Raw genomic sequence first — 22160 nt, forward strand, 5'->3', positions numbered from 1 at the left:
TGACTACTGTGACAATTGTTACTGACTATCGTTTTTCATCATTCTAAATTTGCCTCATAATTAAGAAAACCAATTATGAGAAAAATCAATTTTATACTACTGGGAATTATTTCAATTACCCATTTTGGATATAGTCAAGATACCATAACTATTTCTAAAAATGACATTTGGGCAAAAGCGGCAGACAAGAACCTACAAATCAAAATGGCGAACCAAGAATTCAAATCGGCTCAGGCTGATTATCGTCAATCGAATTCGCTGTTCTTGCCAAATATCTCGGCATCGCATACTTCTATGGCTACGACCAATCCTTTGATGGCTTTTGGATCCAAACTAAATCAGGGGATTTTAACACCCTCGGACTTTGATCCTGCAAAACTGAACAATCCGTCTCAAACCAAAAATTTCGCGACACGAATTGATGTTTTGCAACCGCTTATCAACGTTGATGGATTGTATGGACGACAAGCAGCCAAATCAAAAATGGACGCCTACCAATTGCAAACCGAAAGAACCAAAGAATATTTGGAGCTGGAAATCAACAAGGCTTTTATGCAATTGCAAATGAGTTACAAAGCCGTAAAAGTGATTGAAAAAGCAAATACCACGGCAGAAGCCAATTTGAAATTGATTCAGAATTATTTCAATCAGGGAATTTTACAAAAAACCGATTTATTATCGATGCAAGTGCGTGTCAATGAAGTTCTAAATCAATTGCAATACGCAAAAAGCAATGTGCAAAATGCTTCGGATTATTTGGCTTTTCTTTTGGATGAAGGTACAGCGAACAAAGTATATAAACCCATCGAAGAATTGGATAATGTTATCATAATTGATGCTTTCAACACTTCCTTATCGGATAATCGAAAAGACATTCAGGCGATGAATAAAACAACCGAATCGTATGGTAAAATGCTACAATCAAGCAAAATGAATTTCTTGCCAAGGCTGAACGCTTTTGGAAGCTATGAAATGTATGCCCAAGAAATTTTTGGATCTAATTCGAATGGATATGTCGTGGGTGCTCAATTATCCTGGAATGCTTTTGACGGGTATAAATCCATTGGAAAAATGGAAAAAGCCAAGGCTGATTTTCAAAAATCGGAAATCGAAACCCAACAATACAAGGCACAAAGCCAAATGGAATTGAGCAAAGCCAACAGACAACTTAGAGATGCCGAAAATAAAGTGAATTTAGAAAAACTGGCTTTGGAACAATCCAAAGAAGCGTATAGAATAAGAAGCAATCGTTTTACGCAAGGATTAGAAAAAACCACGGATTTATTATTGACAGAGACACAGATGTATCAAAAAGAATTGGAGTATTTACAAGCTGTATTTGAATATAATTATACACAGGAATACTTGCAGTTTTTGACAAAATAAAAATTTAAATGGCAATGACAAAAATCAATTTCAATTTTAATATCAATTATAAAAAACATACAATGAAGAACATCTTATTTAAATCAGCTATAATCACTCCCCTATTCGTTTTACTGCTTTCCTCTTGTAATGGCGAGAAGAAAGAATCTCTAACTAAAGAGCCTGCTATCGCGGTAAAAGTAAGTGGTGCATCTGAAAACAACAACGGGCAATTTGTAACGGCAAGCGGTAAAATTGAAGCCGAAAACTCCGCCAATTTAAGCACTAGAATGATGGGTTATGTAACCAAACTTCACGTTCAAGTGGGACAAAAAGTTGATGCGGGACAATTAATGGTCAGTATCAACAACACCGATTTACAAGCCAAAAAAGCGCAAGTGGATGCCAGTATTCTGCAAGCAACAGCTGGTTACAACAATGCAAAAAAAGATTACGACCGTTTTGTGAATTTATTCAAACAACAAAGCGCTTCCCAAAAAGAATTGGATGATATGACTGCCCGTTATGAAATGGCAAAAGCTGGTTTGGAAGGCGCCAAACAAATGCGTAACGAAGTAATGGCGCAATTCTCCTACTCTAATATCACAGCTCCGTTTGCGGGTGTGGTGACCAATACTTTTGTAAAAGAAGGTGACATGGCCAATCCGGGAATGCCATTGGTAAGTGTGGAAGGTGCTTCAAGATTGCAAGTAACGGCTATGGTTTCAGAAAATGACATTGCTGCTATCAAAAAAGGAATGGCTGTAAAAGTATTGGTAAAATCGTCTAACGAAAGCTTGAACGGAAAAGTAAACGAAGTCAGTGTTTCGGCAAAAAATACGGGTGGACAATATTTGGTAAAAATCAATTTAGACAAAACCGATTCTTCTGTTTTATCTGGAATGTTCGTAAACGTTCAGTTTCCTGTTCCCAATACCATGCACCCGAGCGATAGCGAACAGGCGAAGCAAACAAAAACAAACGAAAAAGTTTTGGTTCCCGAAAGTGCTTTGGTACAACAAGGACAGTTAACCGGAATTTATACTATTGGAACTGGAAATATAGCCATATTAAGATGGTTGCGTATTGGTAAAAACTTTGGTAATCAAGTAGAAGTTTTGTCTGGATTATCGGCAAATGAGCAATATATCGTTTCGGCTGATGGGAAATTGTATAACGGAGCTTTGGTTATCCCATCCCCAACCCTTCCCTAAGGAAAGGGAGCCGAGAGTTCACAAAATTTGTAAATAAAATTAGTATTAACTTATAAAACCACCCCGTTCAATTCCCCCTTTGGGGGTTAGGGGGATAAATATTATGCAAGAAGGAATTTCAGGTAAAATAGCCCATTTTTTCATCAATTCGAAGTTAACGATACTGTTAATGGTGGCGTTGATGATTATAGGAGTGTACAGCTCGTTTCTAATCCCAAGGGAGGAAGAACCACAAATAAATGTTCCGATGGCCGACGTAATGGTGGGCTATCCCGGCGCAAATCCCGCCGAAGTAGAGAGTCGTGTGATTAAACCTTTGGAGAAAGTAATCTCGAATATCAAAGGCGTTGAACACGTGCACAGTATGGCCATGAACGGTCAGGCGATGTTGATTGTACAGTTTTTTGTGGGTCAGGATGTGGAGCGTTCGTATGTAAAATTATATGACGAATTGGCGAAACACGAAGATATGTTCCCGCAAGGCGTGTACAAACCGATGGTAAAAACCCGCTCGATTGATGATGTGCCGATGCTGGGATTAACGCTTTGGAGCGAAAAACAAGATGCTTTTCAGTTGCGTCAACTTGCCGAAGAAGTAACTTCGGAAATCGAGAAAGTAAAAGATGTGGCCATTACCAAGGAAATTGGCGGAAACAATCGCGAATTAAAAGTGATTTTGGACAAAGATAAAATGGCCGAAAATGGCGTGGATGCTTTGGGCGTTATGCAAATGATTCAGGCCAATAACGGCAGTTCTCAATCGGGTAGTTTTGTCAATAACGATAAAGAATATTTGGTTACTACGGGACAATTTTTATCGAATGCCGAAGATGTAGAAAACTTGGTGGTGGGTGTCAATAAAAACTTGCCAGTGTATTTGAAACAAGTCGCCAAAGTGCAAGATGGCCCCTCAACAGCCAGAAGTTATGTGTCGTTTGGGTATGGCAAAGCTAATGAAAAATTCAAAACCGCAAAATCCGAATATCCTGCCGTGACTATCTCTGTAGGAAAAGTGAAAGGTGCGGATGCGATGAAAATATCGGCAAAAATCATTGACAAAGTAGAGCAACTAAAAAAGAGTTTAATTCCAGATGATGTTCACGTTGAAGTAACCCGTAACTATGGGGAAACAGCTTCGGATAAAGTGGGCGAATTGCTGTTGCACTTAGGAATTGCGATTATTGCTGTGACGCTTTTGGTAATGTTGGCTATGGGCTGGCGCGGTGGATTGGTGGTTTTCTTCTCCGTTCCCTTGACGTTTGCACTTACCTTGTTTGCCTATTATTTGTTGGGTTACACCCTGAATAGGATCACGCTTTTTGCCTTGGTTTTCGTGGTAGGAATTGTAGTCGATGACAGTATTATTATTGCCGAGAATATGCACCGCCATTTCAAGATGAAGCGACTGCCATTCAAACAAGCGGCGATTTATGCGATTAACGAAGTAGGAAATCCAACGATTTTGGCAACGTTTACTGTAATTGCGGCGATACTTCCTATGGCGTTTGTGTCCGGAATGATGGGACCTTATATGAGTCCGATGCCAATTGGAGCTTCGATTGCGATGTTGCTGTCCTTGTTTGTGGCGCTGACGGTTACGCCTTATTTGGGATATCATTTGCTTCAAGAAAAAGAAGAACAACAACACAAAGAATCCGAAGGAATGGAAACGAGTTGGATCTATAAAATCTACAGCAAACTGGAGCGTCCTTTCTTGGAAAGCAGTGCTAAAAGACGCATTCTAGTTGCGGTAACGGTAGTATTGTTATTTGGATCAGTTTTGATGTTTTTTACCAAATCTGTTGTGGTTAAAATGCTTCCATTCGATAATAAAAACGAGTTTCAAGTGGTGATTGATATGCCCGAAGGTACCACTTTGGAACGCACAGCAGCAGTTACCAAAGAAATTGCACAGTATCTTTCGACAAAACCGGAAGTGGTGGATTACCAAAATTATATTGGTACATCGGCACCTATTACGTTCAACGGTTTGGTGCGTCACTATGATTTGCGTGGTGGTAACAATATGGCCGACATACAGGTAAATTTAATGCACAAAGAAGAACGCGATTTACAAAGTCACGCTATTGCAAAAGAAATGCGTCCCGAGATTCAAAAGATTGCAAAAAAATATGGAGCCAATGTGAAGATTATTGAAGTTCCACCGGGACCACCTGTTTTATCGACTTTGGTAGCCGAAATTTATGGTCCTAATTATAAGGAACAAATAAAAGTAGCCAAACAAGTAAAAACGATTCTGGAAAACACTACGGACATTGTGGATATTGACTGGATGGTAGAGGACAACCAAACCGAATACAAACTGAAAATCGACAAAGAAAAAGCGATGCTGAACGGTATTGCACCTCAGCAAGTAGTAGGTAATCTGACGTATTTATTGAAAGAATATCCAGTTTCGAATTTGTATGATGAAAACTCCAATGATAATGTGGGCATCGTTCTTTCGCTTGACGACAAAGACAAAACGAGTTTACAAGACATTCAGAATCTAAAAATCAAAGGAAGTCAAGGGAATATGATTCCGGTGAGTGATTTGGTAAAAGTAGAAATGGACACCCTACAAAAAACCATTTACCGAAAAGACCAAAAAAGAGTGGTTTATGTAACAGCTGATATGGCTGGAGCATTAGAGAGTCCCGTATATGCGATTTTGGGAATGAATGAAAAACTAGCCAAAATGCAATTGCCAAGCGGCTATAAAGTCAACGAACTCTACATGGAACAACCGACAGACGAAAGTGATTTTACCGTAAAATGGGATGGCGAATGGCAAATTACTTTAGAAGTATTCCGTGATTTGGGAGTGGCATTTATGGTGGTTATTGTTATCATTTATATGCTAATTGTGGGTTGGTTCCAAAACTTCAAAACGCCTATGGTAATGATGTTGGCTATTCCGCTTTCGCTAATAGGAATTGTGTTTGGTCACTGGTTGCTGAATGCTTACTTCACGGCAACATCATTCATCGGGATGATTGCATTGGCCGGAGTGATGGTGAGGAACTCGGTATTGCTTATCGATTTTATCGAAATCCGATTGAACGAAGGTGTACCATTGAAACAAGCTATCATTGAGGCCGGAGCGGTTCGTACCACCCCTATTTTGTTAACCACAGGTGCCGTAGTTATTGGAGCTTCCATTATTTTGTTTGACCCAATCTTTCAAGGTTTAGCGATTTCATTGGTATTTGGAGCGGTAGTTTCTACAATACTTACTCTTTTGGTAGTGCCTTTGATTTATTATATCACCGAAAGAAAAAAATGGGAATCCTCCCCCAACCCCTCCGAAGGAGGGGAGATTGAAATCCTAAAAGAAAATAATTTATAACATTAACAAAACTAACCTCACTAGTTTCCCTTCCCTTTGCTTCGCCAGTTTGCTGTCGCTCGTGTGGGGAGGGTTAGGGTGGGGATAAATTATGAAACTACTACTCATAACCGCAGTCAAAGAATTTGAGAATGAAATCAAGCAATTGCTCAAAAAAGCAGCCGTTCAATCCTTCTCGTATCAAAATGTAAAAGGATTTAAAAATAGTTCAGGTGAAGCAATGGAGTCTAATTGGTTTGGAAGCGAAATGAACGAAACCGATTCTATCCTTTTTTATGCTTTTACACCGAAAGAAAAAGTAGATGCACTATTTGAACTTGTGGAGTACTTCAATATAGAGCAGGAATCCTTGTCACACATTCATATTGCCGTTCTCAACATCGAAAAATCTAATTAATCTAATATCTAAAGAAAATGAAAAATAGAATCGTAAGAGGTATTGCAGGTGCTTTCATCTTAGCCAGTTTGTTATTAGCCATCTATGTCAATCAAAATTGGTTATGGTTTACGGCCTTTGTCGGTGCCAATTTGTTACAATCTTCAATTACCAAATGGTGCCTGATGGATCAAATCTTGGATAAATTGGGAGTTAAGAACTAAAAAGAAGATATAAAATTTTATAAAAGCCAAAACTGTATTGTTTTGGCTTTTTTTATTATCAAAACTTGATTGTCTTTTATTACTTCAACCCCTCATATTTATTAGGATTAAGACTTTAATCAAAAGACTACCTTAACTGATTTAACAAAAAAATAACACAATACTTGTATATACAAATATAAATATAACTACATTTGTACCAACAAATAAGACAAGTACAAATATGAAGATTGAAGATGAATTAAAAAGTACTGTTGACTACAGTAAATCGAAAAGAGTCATTTTGAATATCATGTACTCTCAAAATGTCATTACCGACAGTTTTAACGAAATTATAAAAGGACATGATATTTCGGGAGAGCAGTACAATGTATTACGAATACTAAGAGGTCAAAAAGGACATCCTGCCAATATGTGCATCATACAAGAAAGGATGTTGGCCAAAACGAGTAATACTACACGATTAGTCGATAAATTATTATTAAAGGAATTGGTTACCCGCAATGTTTGTCCAGACAACAGAAGAAAAATTGAAGTTTTAATTACTCAAAAAGGGCTGGATTTATTAGCAAAACTGGATCCTCAAGTAAATGAACATGAAGAGTTTTTTGCCAAGAATCTAAATGACGACGAATTAGAACAATTGAACACCTTATTAGAAAAATACAGAACTAGATAAACACTACTATTATGAGCAATTTTTTGAACAATCAAAATTGGAGATACGCAACAAAGAAATTTGATGCCACAAAAAAAATTTCAGCAGAAGATCTAAACACATTAAAAGAAGCTATTCGTTTGAGTTCATCTTCTTACGGTTTACAACCTTATAAAGTTATAATTGTTGAAAATCCAGAATTAAGAGCACAATTACAGCCAGCAGCATGGGGACAATCCCAAATAGTAGATGCTTCGCATTTATTCATTTTTGCAAATGACACCAACCTTGGAGATGATACTATCGATGAATATTTAAATACAATAAGCGTTACAAGAGAAACTCCAATGGAATCACTGGCCGGTTATGGTGACTTTATGAAATCGAAAATTACGACTTTGGAACCAGCACTAAAAAATATTTGGACTTCAAAACAAACTTATTTGGCTTTAGGAAATTTATTGAATGCAGCAGCCGAACTTAAAATTGACGTAACGCCTATGGAAGGTTTTGTTCCTGCACAAGTAAACGAAATATTAGGTTTAGAAAAATTAAATCTTAATGCTTCACTTATTGCAACTGTTGGATACCGTCACGAAGAAGACGCCACTCAATTTTACAAAAAAGTCAGAAAATCGCAGGAAGACTTATTTATCACTTTATAATAACAACAACTATAATAATTACTAATTCAAATTAAATCAAATTAAACAAATTACACATGAAAAATTTAAAAACTATTGCCTTAGCATTCGTAGTAGCATTGTCTACTGTAGCAGTAACTGCACAAACTAAAAAAATTGATGTAGCAAAAAGCAACATCAACTGGGTTGGAAAAAAAGTAACAGGTCAGCACTCTGGAACTGTAGGTTTTAAAAGCGGTGCTTTAGTATTCAAAAAAAATGTACTAAAAGGAGGGACTTTCACTGTTGATATGAATTCTTTGACAGCTACTGACATTACAGGTGAATACCAAGGAAAATTAAACGGGCACTTAAAAGCTGATGACTTTTTTGGAACTGCTAAATTCCCAACTTCAACTTTAGTTTTCAAAACTATTGCTGCTAAAGGTAATGACGTATATACCGTTACTGCTGATTTGACTATCAAAGGAATTACTAAACCAGTTACTTTTGACATCACTGTAAAAGGAAATACTGCTACTACAGCTTTCAACGTAGACCGTACTAAATACGATATTAAATACAATTCTAAATCATTCTTCGAAAGCATTGGAGACAAAGCAATCTATGATGAATTTGAATTAACAGTAAATTTGAACTTTTAATTTTAGACTATAATGGAAAGTACCCTCAGCATTTTTGTTGGGGGTATTTTTTTTTTATAAAATTGCTCTTTGCAAACAACATTCTTAACTTAATAGTCATAAATAAATAATATTAAGAAAATACGCTTAAAACATTGTGATGGTATTTTTGAGAAAAAAATAAAGAACCAAAAAAATTCTTCAAAAAACCTGCAATTATTAGCGTTATGAAAACAAAACTATTCATTACCACTATCATTCTTCTTTCAATTATACCTTTAAATGCTCAACAAATAAAAGGAATCACCGGTGACACAAACTGGCTTAACAATTGGACTAATTTCAAGCCATCGACCACCGTTTACAAAGAAGCCAATCAAGTTTTAACTGGTACTATAGACCAAGACTTAAAACTAACAAAAAACAATACTTATAAATTAATCGGAACTGTTTATGTAACTAATAAAGCTGTTTTGACAATAGAACCCGGAACAGTTATTAGAGGAGATAAAGAATCCTGCGGAACACTTGTAATTACCAAAGGCTGTAAACTTATTGCGGAAGGTACCATTACCGATCCTATCGTTTTTACTTCAAACAACTCTAACTTGATGAGAAAACCAGGCGACTGGGGAGGTATTATTATATTAGGCGAAGCACCTATCAATAAAATTGGAGGTATTAGTTTTTTAGATTTCAATCTGGATTCTGCTGTTAGTTATTATGGAGGGCAAGACCCAAACAGCAATTCAGGTATTTTAAAATATGTGCGTATTGAGTATTCAGGTCACAAAATCAATGCGCTTAAAGAACTGAACGGATTATCATTAGGCGGTGTTGGCAGAGGCACTAAGTTTGAATTCATCCAAATTAGTTTTTCCAATGATGATTCCTTCGAATGTTATGGAGGTGATGTTAATTTCAGCAACTTGATTTCATACAGAGCGACAGATGATGATTTTGATTTTACGCAAGGGGTACAATGCACAATTTCCAATAGTATTGCTATTCGCAATCCTTATTCTTCGGATATATCAGGTTCACGAAGCTTTGAAATTGATTCATACGATAAAATTGAAAATGCAGATCTAACCAAAAAATTAACCAAAATTACTGCCAACAATATGACATTGATAAATACCGAAGACAACAATCAAGGTTTGGTTAGAGAAGCGGTTTATATCAAAGAAAAAAGTTATTTCAATATCAACAACAGTATCGTTGATGGTTTTAGCAGTTGTGTTTTGCTCGAAAATAAAATTGGCGCATTCCCTGCTAATCTGGCAAAAATTAACATCCAAGGCATACAGGTAAACCGATGTGGCGGTGTAGTTTTAAGCGAAAGCCCAAACTATAATTCAGAATTAAGCAACTGGTACAATACTGACACCTTTTCACTAGAGCTTACCAAATTTAACAGCGCTGAATTATTCATTCAGCCAGATGTAAAAAACGCCCCCGATTTAAGAGTAAAAAGTACGAATACTTTGGCCAGTCTAAAATAGTTATTATTCAACAAACATAAAATTCAAAGCCCGATATAACCAATCGGGCTTTTTCATTGAAAATACCCGCTGGCAGTTTTATCGGATTTCAAAAAAAAAACATAAATACCATATCCTCAAAATAAAATATTGAAAACAATCAAAATATAAAATTTTGAATTAACTTTATGAATCATTTACAATCTAATGTTTATCATTTTTAAGTTTCTATTTCAATTCGCCTTAGTCCTCTTTAATCAAAACAAAAATCAACCTACGTTTATTAACTGTTTTATTAACCTAATTACTAAAAATATGAGAAGCATAAAATCATTTAGCATTGTTCTGCTGGTTCTATTTTCCTACATCCAAGGAATTTCGCAAACTAAAAAAATTGATATTTCCAAAAGTATCATCAAATGGGAAGGAAAAAAAATAACAGGTCAACATGGAGGAACGATTAACTTCAAAGAAGGTTATCTTATTTTCAAAGACAAAAAAGTAACTGGAGGTAGTTTTACTGCAGATATGAAGACATTATCAAATACAGACCAAACTGGAAGTTCCAAATCAAAATTGGAAGGTCATTTAAGATCGGAAGATTTCTTTAGCGTCGATAATTTTACAACATCAACCTTAGTGTTTAAGAGTATTGCCAATAAAGGAAACAACACTTACCTCATCAACGCCGATTTAACCATTAAAGGAATTACAAATAGCATTCAGTTTGATTTAGTTGTAAGTGCAAATAAAGCTACAGCCGAATTAGAAGTCAACCGCACCAAATATGATATCAAATATGGTTCAGGAAGTTATTTTGATGATTTGGGAGATAAGACCATTTATGATGATTTTGAGCTAGACGTAGTTTTGGTTTACTAAATTTAACAAAAAATTAAAAAATTTATCTTTTTTTTTATTTCAATCTTTTTGTCAGACCAAATATCATTTATATATTTGCGAATAAGAAAACAAAACATGAAAACTATAACAAACAATACTTGGTGGTGGAATAATTTACGTCAGTCGTCGTGAACTAAGCTCCTATAGTATTATTTGAACTATAAATATAAAAGGCTTGTCATCACGACAGGCCTTTTTTTTATTTCAAAAATTAAGGAAAAACAATTAAAGAAAAAATCATTGTATCAAAAGCAACATAAAGCATGAAAACATATAAACTGCAAACCAACTACAAACAAATTCTGGCCGATACAATAACGCCTGTAAGTATTTATTTCAAAATAAGAGATAAATTTCCCAATAGTTTATTATTGGAAAGTAGTGATTATCACGGGAATGATAATAGTTTTTCCTATATCTGCTGCAATCCGATTGCTTCGATAAAAATTGAAAACGAAACTATTTCCAAAAACTATCCAGATGGAACTTCGGAAACAATTACCGTTGATGCAAACACCAATATTCCTTATATTATTCAAAATTTTTCAGGACAATTCCAATCGGACAAAACGGATTTCAAATTCATTAACAATGGTTTATTTGGGTACATTTCGTATGATGCCGTTCGTTATTTCGAAAAAGTGAGCATTGCCAAAAAAGAAAACAGTAATTCGATTCCCGATGTCTATTATGCGGTGTACCAAAACATAATAGCTATCAACCATTTCAAAAACGAAGCGTACATTTTTTGTCATAGCCTTGATGGAAAAAATAACATTTCCGAAATTGAACAATTGTTACAATCCAGAAACATTGCTTCGTATAAATTTTCAAAAGAAGGTGAAGGTTTTTCAAATCTAACCGATGAAGAATTCAAACAAAATGTGGCTTTGGCCAAAAAGCATTGTTTCCGTGGTGATGTGTTCCAATTGGTTTTATCAAGAAGATTTACCCAAGGATTCAAAGGCGACGAGTTCAATGTTTATAGAGCCTTAAGAAGCATTAACCCATCCCCTTACCTTTTCTTTTTTGATTATGGCGATTTCAAAATTTTTGGTTCTTCACCCGAAGCCCAAATTATTGTCAAAAACCGTAAAGCCGAAATCCATCCTATTGCGGGAACTTTCAAAAGAACTGGTGATGACGAAAAAGACGCTGTACTTGCCAAAAATTTATCGGAAGACAAAAAAGAAAACAGCGAACATGTGATGTTAGTTGATTTGGCTCGAAATGATTTAAGCCGACATGGACATAACGTGAATGTTGAAAAATATAGAGAAGTACAGTTTTTCTCCCACGTAATCCATTTGGTTTCCAAAGTGACTGGACATTTACACGAAAAAGCAACAACAATGCAAGTCGTAGCTGATACTTTCCCAGCAGGAACTTTAAGCGGAGCCCCAAAACACAGAGCAATGCAATTGATAGAAGATTACGAAAAAACAAACCGTAATTTTTATGGAGGAGCCATCGGTTTTATGGATTTTGAAGGTAACTTTAACCATGCAATTATGATTCGAACTTTCTTGAGCAAAAATCACCAATTGCATTCACAAGCAGGCGCCGGAATTGTGGCCAGCTCTGACGAAGAAAGCGAAATGCAGGAAGTGTACAATAAATTACTGGCTTTGAATAAAGCATTGGATTTAGCAGAAACTATATAAGCCCCCTAACCCCCTAAGGGGGAACTTCGCTATGCGGAGTAGGATCTAAAACAAAAAATTAATTAAAAACCTATTCACCCCAATAGGTACTACCCTCCTTCGGAGGGGCTGGGGGAGGAAAAATGAAAAAAATACTAGTCATAGACAATTACGATAGTTTCACTTACAATTTAGTGCATTATCTGGAAGATTTAGATTGCGAAGTAACCGTTTACAGAAACGATGAATTTGATATTGATGAAATTGCTATTTTTGATAAAATTCTGCTTTCACCTGGGCCAGGGATCCCTGATGAAGCTGGATTATTGAAAGCCGTTATACAAAAATATGCGCCTACCAAAAGTATTTTTGGAGTGTGTCTTGGACAACAAGCCATCGGAGAAGTTTTTGGAGGAACACTTTCTAATTTGGATAAAGTGTATCACGGGGTTTCCTCAATGGTAAAAACATCAGTTGATGATGAACTTCTATTCGAAGGTTTAGGAAATGAATTTGAAGTGGGACGTTACCATTCATGGGTAGTTGATACCAACTTACCAGATGTATTAGAAGCCACTTCCTTTGACGAAAACGGTCAGGTAATGTCGTTAAGACACAAAACATACGATGTAAGAGGCGTGCAATTTCACCCGGAAAGTGTTTTAACACCCAACGGAAAAAAGATTTTGGAAAACTGGGTGAAAAATTAGTGATCAGTGATCAGTTGTTAGTAATCAGTTTAAAAAATGAAAACAGTCAAAATCCATATTATCCTCTATTGTCTTTTTATTTTCAGCCTCCTTTCTTGTAACCAAAAAAAGGAGCAAAAAATAGAACAGACGGTTAATGTACAGCCTGAAATTGTTTTGGATTTGGTGGATTTGCAATCAAAAAACAAACTGGGAAAAGATACTGTTGTCACAGTTAGTAATGACCCGGTTTATCACAAAACAAAGAAGTATCATGCCGTAAATGCATTGCTTCTTTTAAAAAATGAAATTGATTTATCAAAAGTTGACATAAAAAATACATTAATAGTTTTTGAATGTATTGATGGTTATAAACCTGAAATGCCTCTTGAATTATTTTTAAAAACAAATTCTTTTCTGGCTTTCAAAGATGTTGATGCTCCAAAAGATTCCAATTGGGAAAAGATTATCAAAAACGGAAACGAGATGAATGCTGACCCATTTTATCTAGTTTATACAACCGCTCCAACGGAGGGTCAAGAATACAAATGGCCTTATAATGTTATAAAATTTCGTTTTGAATCGAAAAGTAAAAACATTGAAGCCTTGCAACCAAAAGATGATCAAAAAGCAATGAAAGGTTTTGCACTATATCAGAAACATTGCATTACCTGTCATGCCATAAACGGAATCGGAGGCGAAATGGGACCAGAATTAAATTATCCCAAAAGTGTAACTGAGTATTGGAAAGAAAACGAATTGGTCGATTATATTATAGATCCAGCTTCTTTCAGACACAAAGTAAAAATGCCGAAACTGGGAATCACAAAACAGGAATCACAGGAAATAGTTGGCTATTTGAAGTACATGTCAGAAAAGAAAACAGATATTAGAAATTAGACGTTAGAAAAAATATAAAAACTTAGAAACTTAGTTTCTTAGAATCTTAGCATCTTTATAAAAAAATGAAAAACATATTAAACAGATTAATCAACCACGAAATTCTCTCCAAAGAAGAAGCCAAAAATGTATTGGTAAATATTTCCAGTGGAAATTATAATCCAAGTCAGATTTCAGCCTTTTTGACGGTATATATGATGCGAAGCATCAGTATTGAAGAATTGGCGGGATTCAGGGAAGCACTTTTGGAATTGTGCATTCGAATAGATTTATCCGACTACAATACCATCGATTTGTGCGGTACAGGAGGTGATGGAAAAGACACTTTCAACATTTCGACTTTAGCTTCTTTTATTTCTGCCGGTGCTGGAATAAAAGTGGCCAAACACGGAAATTACGGAGTTTCCTCTATTTCGGGTTCCAGTAACGTGATGGATAAATTGGGAGTAAAATTCAGTAACGACGGCGAATTTATTGAAAAATGCATCGACAAAGCAGGGATTGCCATTTTACATGCACCTCTCTTTCACCCTGCCATGAAAAATGTTGGCCCAATCCGAAAAGAATTGGGAGTTAAAACCTTTTTCAATATGCTCGGTCCAATGGTAAATCCCTCTTTCCCAAAAAACCAATTGGTTGGAGTTTTCAATCTTGAATTGGCCCGAATGTATGGCTATTTATATCAAAATACCGATGTGAATTTTACGATTTTACATTCCTTGGATGGTTATGACGAAGTTTCTCTGACAGGACCTACAAAAATTATAACCAGCACCAAAGAAGGAATTCTAAATCCTATCGATTTTGGTGTTCGCCTTTTGGAACAAAGCGAAATTGAAGGCGGAAAGACTATCGATGAATCGGCAGAAATGTTCCTAAATATTATCTCCGGAAAAGGAAATGAAGCCCAAAATAATGTGGTTTGTGCCAATGCAGGAATAGCAATTGCAACGGTTACAGGATGCACCCCATTGCAAGGATTTGAACAAGCAAAAGAAAGTTTACTTTCAGGAAAAGGACTTTTAGCTCTAAACAAATTGAAAGATTTAAGTAAATAAAAAACAAACACGAATTTCACACACGAGCAAAGCGAACTGACGAAGTAAATTAGCACGAATTGTTTTTTTGTGACAAAATAAAAAAAATGAATATTTTAGATAAAATCATAATTGACAAAAAAAGAGAAGTTATTCTCAAGAAATCTATCATTCCGGTTTCACAATTGGAAGCTTCAGTTTTCTTCGGAAAAGAGACTATTTCTTTAAGTCAAAATTTAAGAAACAGCAACTCTGGAATCATTGCTGAACACAAACGCCGTTCTCCTTCAAAAGCAATAATCAATCAAAATTTTACGGTTGAAGAAGTAGTCAAAGGATACGAAAGTGCCGGTGCCTGCGGGATTTCGGTTTTGACGGATGGAAAATATTTTGGCGGTTCATTGGACGATTTGCTTTTGGCTAGAGCTTCTGTAAATATTCCGCTTTTGCGAAAAGAATTCATAGTGGATGAATACCAAATCCTCGAAGCCAAAGCTCACGGAGCTGATTTAATTTTGCTTATCGCAGCGGTTTTGACAAGAGAAGAAATCAAATCATTATCTGAATTTACCAAAAGTTTAGGATTGGAAGTATTATTGGAAGTTCATAATTTAGAAGAATTGGAAAAATCAATTATGCCTACTTTGGATATGATTGGTGTAAACAACAGAAACCTGAAAACATTTGAAGTGAGCCTTGATTTCAGCAAAGAATTGGCTTCTAAAATTCCAGATGAATTTGTAAAAGTTTCTGAAAGCGGTATTTCATCAATCGAAGCCATCAACGAACTAAAACCTTATGGTTACAAAGGTTTTTTGATTGGAGAAAATTTTATGAAAACTGATAATGCTGGAAAAGCGGCAACGGAATTTATTAAACATTTAATTTAAACATAAAAGACACAAAGCTTTGCGAACTTTGCGCCACCTTTGAGTCTTTGCGGTAAAAAAAACAATATGAAACTCAAAATCTGCGGAATGAAATATCCCGACAATATACTCGAAGTAGGCTCGCTCCTGCCCGATTATATGGGTTTTATATTTTGGTCAAAATCGGCTCGGTATTTTGATGGTGATATGCCCGAATTGCCAAAATCAATTCGAAAAACTGGAGTTTTTGTCAATGAGAGTATTCCTGTGATTGAAGAAAAAGTAACGAAATACAATTTGCAGGCTGTTCAATTACACGGTCAGGAAACGGTTGAATTTTGTTCGGAATTAAAAACTAAATTTGGGCTTGAAATTGAAATCATCAAAGTATTTTCGGCAGACGAAAATTTTGATTTAAGCGTTTTAAAACCTTACGAATCCATTTGTGATTTTTTCCTTTTTGATACCAAAGGAAAACTGCCCGGCGGCAACGGAACCACTTTCGATTGGAAAATATTAAGCAACTATCCATCGACAAAACCGTTCTTCCTCAGTGGCGGAATTGGAGTTACCGAATTGGATTCAATAAAAGAAATTTTGAAAACCAATTTACCGCTTTATGCCATCGACATAAACAGTAAATTTGAAATTGAACCCGGATTAAAAAACACATCATTATGTAAAGATGCATTGCAATGCATCTCAACAATTAAAAAATAAAAAATGTCATACAACGTCAACGAAAAAGGCTATTACGGAGAATTTGGAGGAGCCTACATTCCTGAAATGTTATATCCAAATGTAGAAGAATTACGTCAGCAATATTTAAAGATTACAGCAGAACCTGAATTTAAAAAAGAATTTGACCAACTGCTCAAAGATTATGTAGGCCGTCCAAGCCCTTTGTATTTTGCCAAAAGGTTATCTGAAAAATACGGAACCAAAATCTATCTCAAAAGAGAAGACCTCAACCATACAGGTGCACACAAAATCAACAACACCATTGGTCAGATTTTAGTAGCTCAAAAACTAGGTAAAAAACGAATCATTGCCGAAACTGGTGCGGGTCAACACGGAGTTGCGACCGCCACTGTTTGCGCATTGATGGGATTGGAATGCATCGTGTATATGGGTGAAATCGACATCGAGCGTCAAGCACCAAATGTGGCTCGTATGAAAATGCTTGGAGCCTCTGTTCGACCAGCTCTTTCGGGTTCACGAACCTTGAAAGATGCAACCAATGAAGCCATTCGCGATTGGATTAATAATCCTGTCGATACTCATTATATCATCGGATCAGCCATCGGCCCACACCCATATCCCGATATGGTAACTCGTTTTCAAAGCATCATTTCCGAAGAAATTAAATGGCAGTTACAAGAAAAAGAAGGTCGTGAAAACCCTGACTTTGTAGTCGCTTGTATCGGTGGAGGAAGCAATGCGGCAGGAACATTTTATCATTTCCTTGACCAAGATAAAGTAGGTATTATAGCCGTCGAAGCAGCCGGAAAAGGGGTAAACAGCGGACATAGCGCAGCGACAAGCAAACTAGGAAAAGTGGGAATCATTCACGGTTGCAAAACGCTGTTGATGCAAACTCCCGACGGTCAAATTACAGAACCATACTCGATTTCTGCGGGACTCGATTATCCGGGTGTTGGTCCAATGCACGCGCATTTGGCACAAACGGGTCGTGCCGAATTCTATTCCGTAACCGATGATGATGCAATGGAATCTGGATTGGAATTATGCAAGCTGGAAGGAATCATTCCGGCAATCGAATCCTCCCATGCATTGGCAGTTTTGAAAGAAAGAAAATTCAAACCAACCGATGTTGTGGTCATCAGCCTTTCGGGTCGTGGTGACAAGGATTTGAATACGTATATTGATTATTTTAAATTGTAATATTCTGAATACGATTCTTAAATTTTTAACTTTTTTGAGGATAATTGCAAAGAATCAATATGCCAGCTTTTAGCCCCGATAGCAGTGTAAATCCTCTCTCGTTTTTCAACGAGAGAGATTGAAACGGATAGCGGGACTTTGCTGCTAAAAAAACCAGCCGAGCGATAGCGAACAGGCGAAGCAAATGTTTCTGCTCCAAAAAAATAGTCAAACTCAGTTAATAATAAATGGTATAACATTTCCAAAAAAATAGAAGCTATGCAAAAATTATTCGCTTACGGAACTTTACGAGATAAGGATGTTCAAGAAAATCTCTTTGGGCGTATTCTTCAGGGAACTCCAGAAACATTGATTGGGTATGAATTAAATGAAATTCAAATCGAAGAAGAATTTGGTATAGAACATTATCCTATTATTATGGAAACCAATAATTCCAACGACACCATAAGTGGAATTTCATATGACGTCACAATGAGAGAACTCCATCAGGCAGATTTGTATGAAGGACTCCATTATAAACGTGTTGAAGTAACCTTGCAATCGAACCAAAAAGCTTGGGCATATAGTGCCGCCATCTAATAACGAATAAAGGAATTTAAAAACTAAATAAGAAAAATGATTTTAGCTGCCGCACAAACCAAACCGAAACGAGGAGATATTGATGCCAATCTTTTGGATCATTATCGTCTAGTAGAATTGGCTGCCGAAAATGGAGCGCAACTAATCGTTTTTCCAGAACTTTCTATTACGGGTTATGAAAGAGAAGATGCCGCGCGATTGGCTTTTTCCGAAAATGACACCCGATTAAATCATTTAAAAAAACTAGCCACCGAAAATAAAATCACAATCATCGCAGGAGCTCCAATACGCATAGAATCCAACTTGTTTTTGGGCGAATTTTGCATCGCTCCAGACAATACAGTTTCCATATACACCAAACAATTTTTGCATACTGGCGAAGATATTTATTACCAACCCTCTTTCGATTATAATCCAATGCTCGAAATAGAAAACGAACATATTTCTTGTGCCATTTGTGCCGACATCGATAATCCAAAGCATCCAGAAAACGCCAGCAAAAAAAATAGCTCAACCTATATAGCCAGTATTTTCTTTTCGCCAAATGGGATTCCGCAAGCGCACCAATCGTTACAAAGCTATGCTTCACAATACCAAATGAATGTCCTGATGGCTAATTTTGGCGGAGACTCTTATGGAAGCCCATCTGGCGGTCGCTCTGCTTTTTGGAACAACAAAGGAGAATTGATTGCCCAAATGAAAGATTCGGGTTCTGGATTACTACTTGTAGAAAAGCATCATTCCAGTTGGACGAGCATAATACTGAATGATTAATAAAATATAAAAACACAACTATAGGATTTAAAATCCCAAGATAAAATACTTTAAAAATGAACCGAATAAATCAACAATTACAAGAAGACAAAAAGATACTTTCCATCTACTTTTCGGCTGGATATCCAAACTTAAATGACACCGCACAAATCATTCAGGATTTAGAAAAAAATGGTGTCGATATGATCGAAATTGGATTACCATTTAGCGACCCTTTGGCCGATGGTCCAACAATTCAAGCCAGCTCAACACAGGCTTTACATAACGGAATGACCACACAAATCTTGTTTGACCAACTGAAGAATATTCGCAAAAGCGTGAAAATTCCATTAGTGATTATGGGTTATTTCAATCCAATGTTACAATACGGAGTGGAGAATTTCTGTAAAAAATGTGCCGAAATAGGAATCGATGGTCTAATCATTCCCGATCTTCCGGTTGATGTATATGCAGAACAGTACAAAGCTACTTTCGAGAAATACGGACTAATCAATGTATTTTTGATTACGCCACAAACTTCAGAAGAACGTATTCGTTTTATTGATAGCGTTTCAAGCGGATTTATTTATATGGTGAGTTCAGCGAGTGTAACGGGTTCTCAATCTGGTTTTGGAAACACACAGGAAGCTTATTTCAAACGCATTGCCGACATGAATTTGAAAAACCCACAAGTAGTTGGTTTTGGAATCAACAATGCCGAAACTTTCAATCAAGCCACGCAATACGCAAAAGGAGCAATTATTGGTAGTGCTTTTATCACCTATTTAAAAGAAAATGGAACTGGAAAAATTGGAGAGTTTGTGAAAGCGATTCGATAAGCATTCCCGTTTTATAAATTATTAAACCGCAAATTACAACAAGCATTTGAAGCTTAATAATTTGCAAATTTGCGGTTATATTTTTTATGCTTTTTTTTACATTTGAATTATTATTAGGGAAAAAATCTATTCTTACTAAACTACAAATTAGCATGAACACAACTAGAACAACCTCCGAAAACATCGATTTCCAAAAACTGGTCGTACTACTTGACGAAGTTTTGAGAATAAAAGATGGCGAAGATCATGATTTCTATGCTCAATACAACACAATTGATAAAATCAATCACGTTGTGGTTTGTTATCAAGAAGCGATCGCAATTGGTTGTGGTGCTTTCAAGCAATTTGATACAGATACTGTCGAAATAAAAAGAATGTTTGTTCATACTGATTTTCGGGGAAAAGGAATTGCCAGTACAGTTTTAAAAGAACTCGAAATTTGGGCAAGCGAATTCAATTACACCAAGTGCATTTTGGAAACTGGCAAAAACAATCCCGAAGCCATTGCATTGTATCAAAAAAACGGTTACGAGATAATCTCTAATTACGGTCAATATGAAAATATTGAAACTAGTGTTTGCTTAAAAAAATCCATTGATAAATAGTTTCCAATGACTCCCAGAATTGAAATTTTACCTGAAAAAAAATTAATTGGCAAACGATTGCAAACATCACTTGCGAATAACAAGACGCATGAATTGTGGCGAAGTTTTATGCCAAAACGCGGTGAAATTAAAAATCCAATCAGTTCAGATCTTTTTGCCATACAAGTGTATGAGCCAGATTATTTTGAGGCTTTCAATCCCAATGCAGTTTTCGAAAAATGGGCCACACTTGAGGTTACTGACTTTAACAACATACCCACCGAGATGGAATCTTTTACTTTATCGGGCGGACTTTATGCTGTTTTTGAGCATAAAGGACATGACATTGCAATTTTTGACTACATCTTCAGAACTTGGATTCCCAATTCCAAATACGATTTGGACCAAAGACCCCATTTTGAAATATTGGGAGCAAAATATAAAAAAGAAGATCCTAACTCAGAAGAGGAAATTTGGATCCCTATCAAAGAGAAATTGTAACACTAAAAGTGATGCAATTTAACTTAGAAAAACCTGCCTAATCTGCGAAAATCTGTGTGTAAATATGTCACGCAGATTTTCGCAGATTAGGCAGATTTTTATCAAAGCCCCTAGCCTCCTTCCTTTAATTTCACAACTTGATTCCCCAAAAAAAACTTTCCTCATAAAACTCAAATTCCTAGCAATTTAAAGCCAAAACACTCATTTTAGTTAAGATTTTCAGCTTTTTAAAATCGTTAAAAAAAGGTTAAAACAAAATTAAACAATCGTTTAATTTAAACAGTTGTTTAATTTTGTGCCGAATTTAAAAACAAAGTTTTGAAAACGGATTTTAACGAAAAACAAATTCAGATTTTACGAGTCGCCGAAACGCTATTTGCAGAAAAAGGATTTGACGGGACTTCAATACGGGACATTGCCAAGGAAGCCAAAATAAACATTGCCATGGTTTCCTATTATTTTGGATCCAAAGAACAATTATTGGAAGCCATTATTTTGAACCGTGCCACAGCGATCAAACTTCAACTGGATATTTTGACTTTGGAAGATTTAGATCCACTCCAAAAAATACACAAGCTTATTGAACTTTATATCGACAAGATCAATAGCAACAGATGCATTTACAAAATTATGCACTTTGAGTTTTCTACAAGTCAAAGAGTAATTAACCTACAAGCTTTTACTGATTTAAAGAAAGGAAACCTAAAATCATTGGAAACCATTATCCAAGATGGCCAAGAGAAAGGAATTTTCAGGAAAGACATTGTGGTGCCACTTCTTACGACAACCATTCTTGGTACCTATTTCCATTTTCATTTGAATAGACCTTTTTACCAAACTCTATTAAACTTGAACACCGAAGAAGAATACAATACCTACATAAAAACAACTTTAACAATGCACATTCAACAAACCATTAAAGCCCTTTTGACATATGAAATCGCCACTGACAAATAGTTTGCGTATGCAAACACCGATAAATAAAAAGGCGATAACATATATGACCTCTGACAAATAAATT

Annotated in this window: 23 protein-coding genes; all 23 read left to right on the top strand. The window is 36.0% G+C overall.

Features of this window, described 5'->3' with window-relative positions; all coding sequences use genetic code 11:
• Window positions 1-75 precede the first annotated feature (75 nt).
• Window positions 76-1386, top strand: a complete 1311-nt coding sequence (locus B0E44_RS08695) for a TolC family protein (protein WP_077373106.1) — start codon at window positions 76-78, stop codon at window positions 1384-1386.
• Between the two features lie 62 nt (window positions 1387-1448).
• Entirely contained in the window at window positions 1449-2579 is a 1131-nt protein-coding gene (locus B0E44_RS08700; protein WP_077373186.1) for an efflux RND transporter periplasmic adaptor subunit, read from the top strand.
• 103 nt (window positions 2580-2682) lie between these two features.
• Entirely contained in the window at window positions 2683-5928 is a 3246-nt protein-coding gene (locus B0E44_RS08705; protein WP_077373109.1) for an efflux RND transporter permease subunit, read from the top strand.
• Window positions 5929-6019: 91 nt separating this feature from the next.
• Entirely contained in the window at window positions 6020-6325 is a 306-nt protein-coding gene (locus B0E44_RS08710; protein ID WP_077373112.1) for a hypothetical protein, read from the top strand.
• Between the two features lie 17 nt (window positions 6326-6342).
• Window positions 6343-6528, top strand: coding sequence for a DUF2892 domain-containing protein (locus B0E44_RS08715; protein ID WP_077373115.1), 186 nt, complete (start codon window positions 6343-6345; stop codon window positions 6526-6528).
• A 223-nt stretch (window positions 6529-6751) separates the two neighbouring features.
• Window positions 6752-7207 (top strand): MarR family winged helix-turn-helix transcriptional regulator, encoded by a 456-nt coding sequence (locus B0E44_RS08720; RefSeq protein ID WP_077373118.1) that lies wholly within the window; start codon window positions 6752-6754, stop codon window positions 7205-7207.
• An 11-nt stretch (window positions 7208-7218) separates the two neighbouring features.
• Window positions 7219-7851 (top strand): NAD(P)H-dependent oxidoreductase, encoded by a 633-nt coding sequence (locus B0E44_RS08725; protein ID WP_077373121.1) that lies wholly within the window; start codon window positions 7219-7221, stop codon window positions 7849-7851.
• Between the two features lie 56 nt (window positions 7852-7907).
• The gene (locus B0E44_RS08730; protein WP_077373124.1) at window positions 7908-8474 is read left to right on the top strand and encodes a YceI family protein; all 567 of its coding nucleotides are present in this window, start codon (window positions 7908-7910) and stop codon (window positions 8472-8474) included.
• Window positions 8475-8680: 206 nt separating this feature from the next.
• Complete coding sequence (locus tag B0E44_RS08735) at window positions 8681-9958, top strand: hypothetical protein (protein ID WP_077373127.1); 1278 nt, start codon at window positions 8681-8683, stop codon at window positions 9956-9958.
• Between the two features lie 294 nt (window positions 9959-10252).
• Window positions 10253-10819, top strand: coding sequence for a YceI family protein (locus B0E44_RS08740; protein ID WP_077373130.1), 567 nt, complete (start codon window positions 10253-10255; stop codon window positions 10817-10819).
• 284 nt (window positions 10820-11103) lie between these two features.
• Complete coding sequence (locus tag B0E44_RS08745) at window positions 11104-12504, top strand: anthranilate synthase component I family protein (protein WP_077373133.1); 1401 nt, start codon at window positions 11104-11106, stop codon at window positions 12502-12504.
• A gap of 122 nt (window positions 12505-12626) precedes the next feature.
• Window positions 12627-13193 (top strand): aminodeoxychorismate/anthranilate synthase component II, encoded by a 567-nt coding sequence (locus tag B0E44_RS08750; protein ID WP_077373136.1) that lies wholly within the window; start codon window positions 12627-12629, stop codon window positions 13191-13193.
• 36 nt (window positions 13194-13229) lie between these two features.
• Complete coding sequence (locus B0E44_RS08755) at window positions 13230-14072, top strand: cytochrome c family protein (RefSeq protein ID WP_077373139.1); 843 nt, start codon at window positions 13230-13232, stop codon at window positions 14070-14072.
• 65 nt (window positions 14073-14137) lie between these two features.
• The gene (trpD, locus tag B0E44_RS08760) at window positions 14138-15130 is read left to right on the top strand and encodes an anthranilate phosphoribosyltransferase (RefSeq protein WP_077373142.1); all 993 of its coding nucleotides are present in this window, start codon (window positions 14138-14140) and stop codon (window positions 15128-15130) included.
• Between the two features lie 86 nt (window positions 15131-15216).
• Complete coding sequence (gene trpC / locus B0E44_RS08765) at window positions 15217-15999, top strand: indole-3-glycerol phosphate synthase TrpC (RefSeq protein WP_077373145.1); 783 nt, start codon at window positions 15217-15219, stop codon at window positions 15997-15999.
• Between the two features lie 66 nt (window positions 16000-16065).
• Entirely contained in the window at window positions 16066-16698 is a 633-nt protein-coding gene (locus B0E44_RS08770) for a phosphoribosylanthranilate isomerase (protein WP_077373147.1), read from the top strand.
• A 3-nt stretch (window positions 16699-16701) separates the two neighbouring features.
• Window positions 16702-17883, top strand: coding sequence for a tryptophan synthase subunit beta (gene trpB, locus B0E44_RS08775; RefSeq protein WP_077373150.1), 1182 nt, complete (start codon window positions 16702-16704; stop codon window positions 17881-17883).
• Window positions 17884-18141: 258 nt separating this feature from the next.
• The gene (locus B0E44_RS08785; RefSeq protein ID WP_077373156.1) at window positions 18142-18462 is read left to right on the top strand and encodes a gamma-glutamylcyclotransferase family protein; all 321 of its coding nucleotides are present in this window, start codon (window positions 18142-18144) and stop codon (window positions 18460-18462) included.
• 36 nt (window positions 18463-18498) lie between these two features.
• Window positions 18499-19236 (top strand): carbon-nitrogen hydrolase family protein, encoded by a 738-nt coding sequence (locus B0E44_RS08790; protein ID WP_077373159.1) that lies wholly within the window; start codon window positions 18499-18501, stop codon window positions 19234-19236.
• Between the two features lie 56 nt (window positions 19237-19292).
• Entirely contained in the window at window positions 19293-20054 is a 762-nt protein-coding gene (gene trpA, locus B0E44_RS08795; RefSeq protein ID WP_077373162.1) for a tryptophan synthase subunit alpha, read from the top strand.
• 152 nt (window positions 20055-20206) lie between these two features.
• Window positions 20207-20659 (top strand): GNAT family N-acetyltransferase, encoded by a 453-nt coding sequence (locus B0E44_RS08800; RefSeq protein ID WP_077373188.1) that lies wholly within the window; start codon window positions 20207-20209, stop codon window positions 20657-20659.
• 6 nt (window positions 20660-20665) lie between these two features.
• Entirely contained in the window at window positions 20666-21139 is a 474-nt protein-coding gene (locus tag B0E44_RS08805) for a GyrI-like domain-containing protein (RefSeq protein ID WP_077373165.1), read from the top strand.
• Window positions 21140-21457: 318 nt separating this feature from the next.
• Entirely contained in the window at window positions 21458-22096 is a 639-nt protein-coding gene (locus B0E44_RS08810) for a TetR/AcrR family transcriptional regulator (protein ID WP_077373168.1), read from the top strand.
• Window positions 22097-22160: the final 64 nt, after the last annotated feature.

The sequence above is a fragment of the Flavobacterium sp. A45 genome, from assembly GCF_002001005.1.
Classification (GTDB): domain Bacteria; phylum Bacteroidota; class Bacteroidia; order Flavobacteriales; family Flavobacteriaceae; genus Flavobacterium.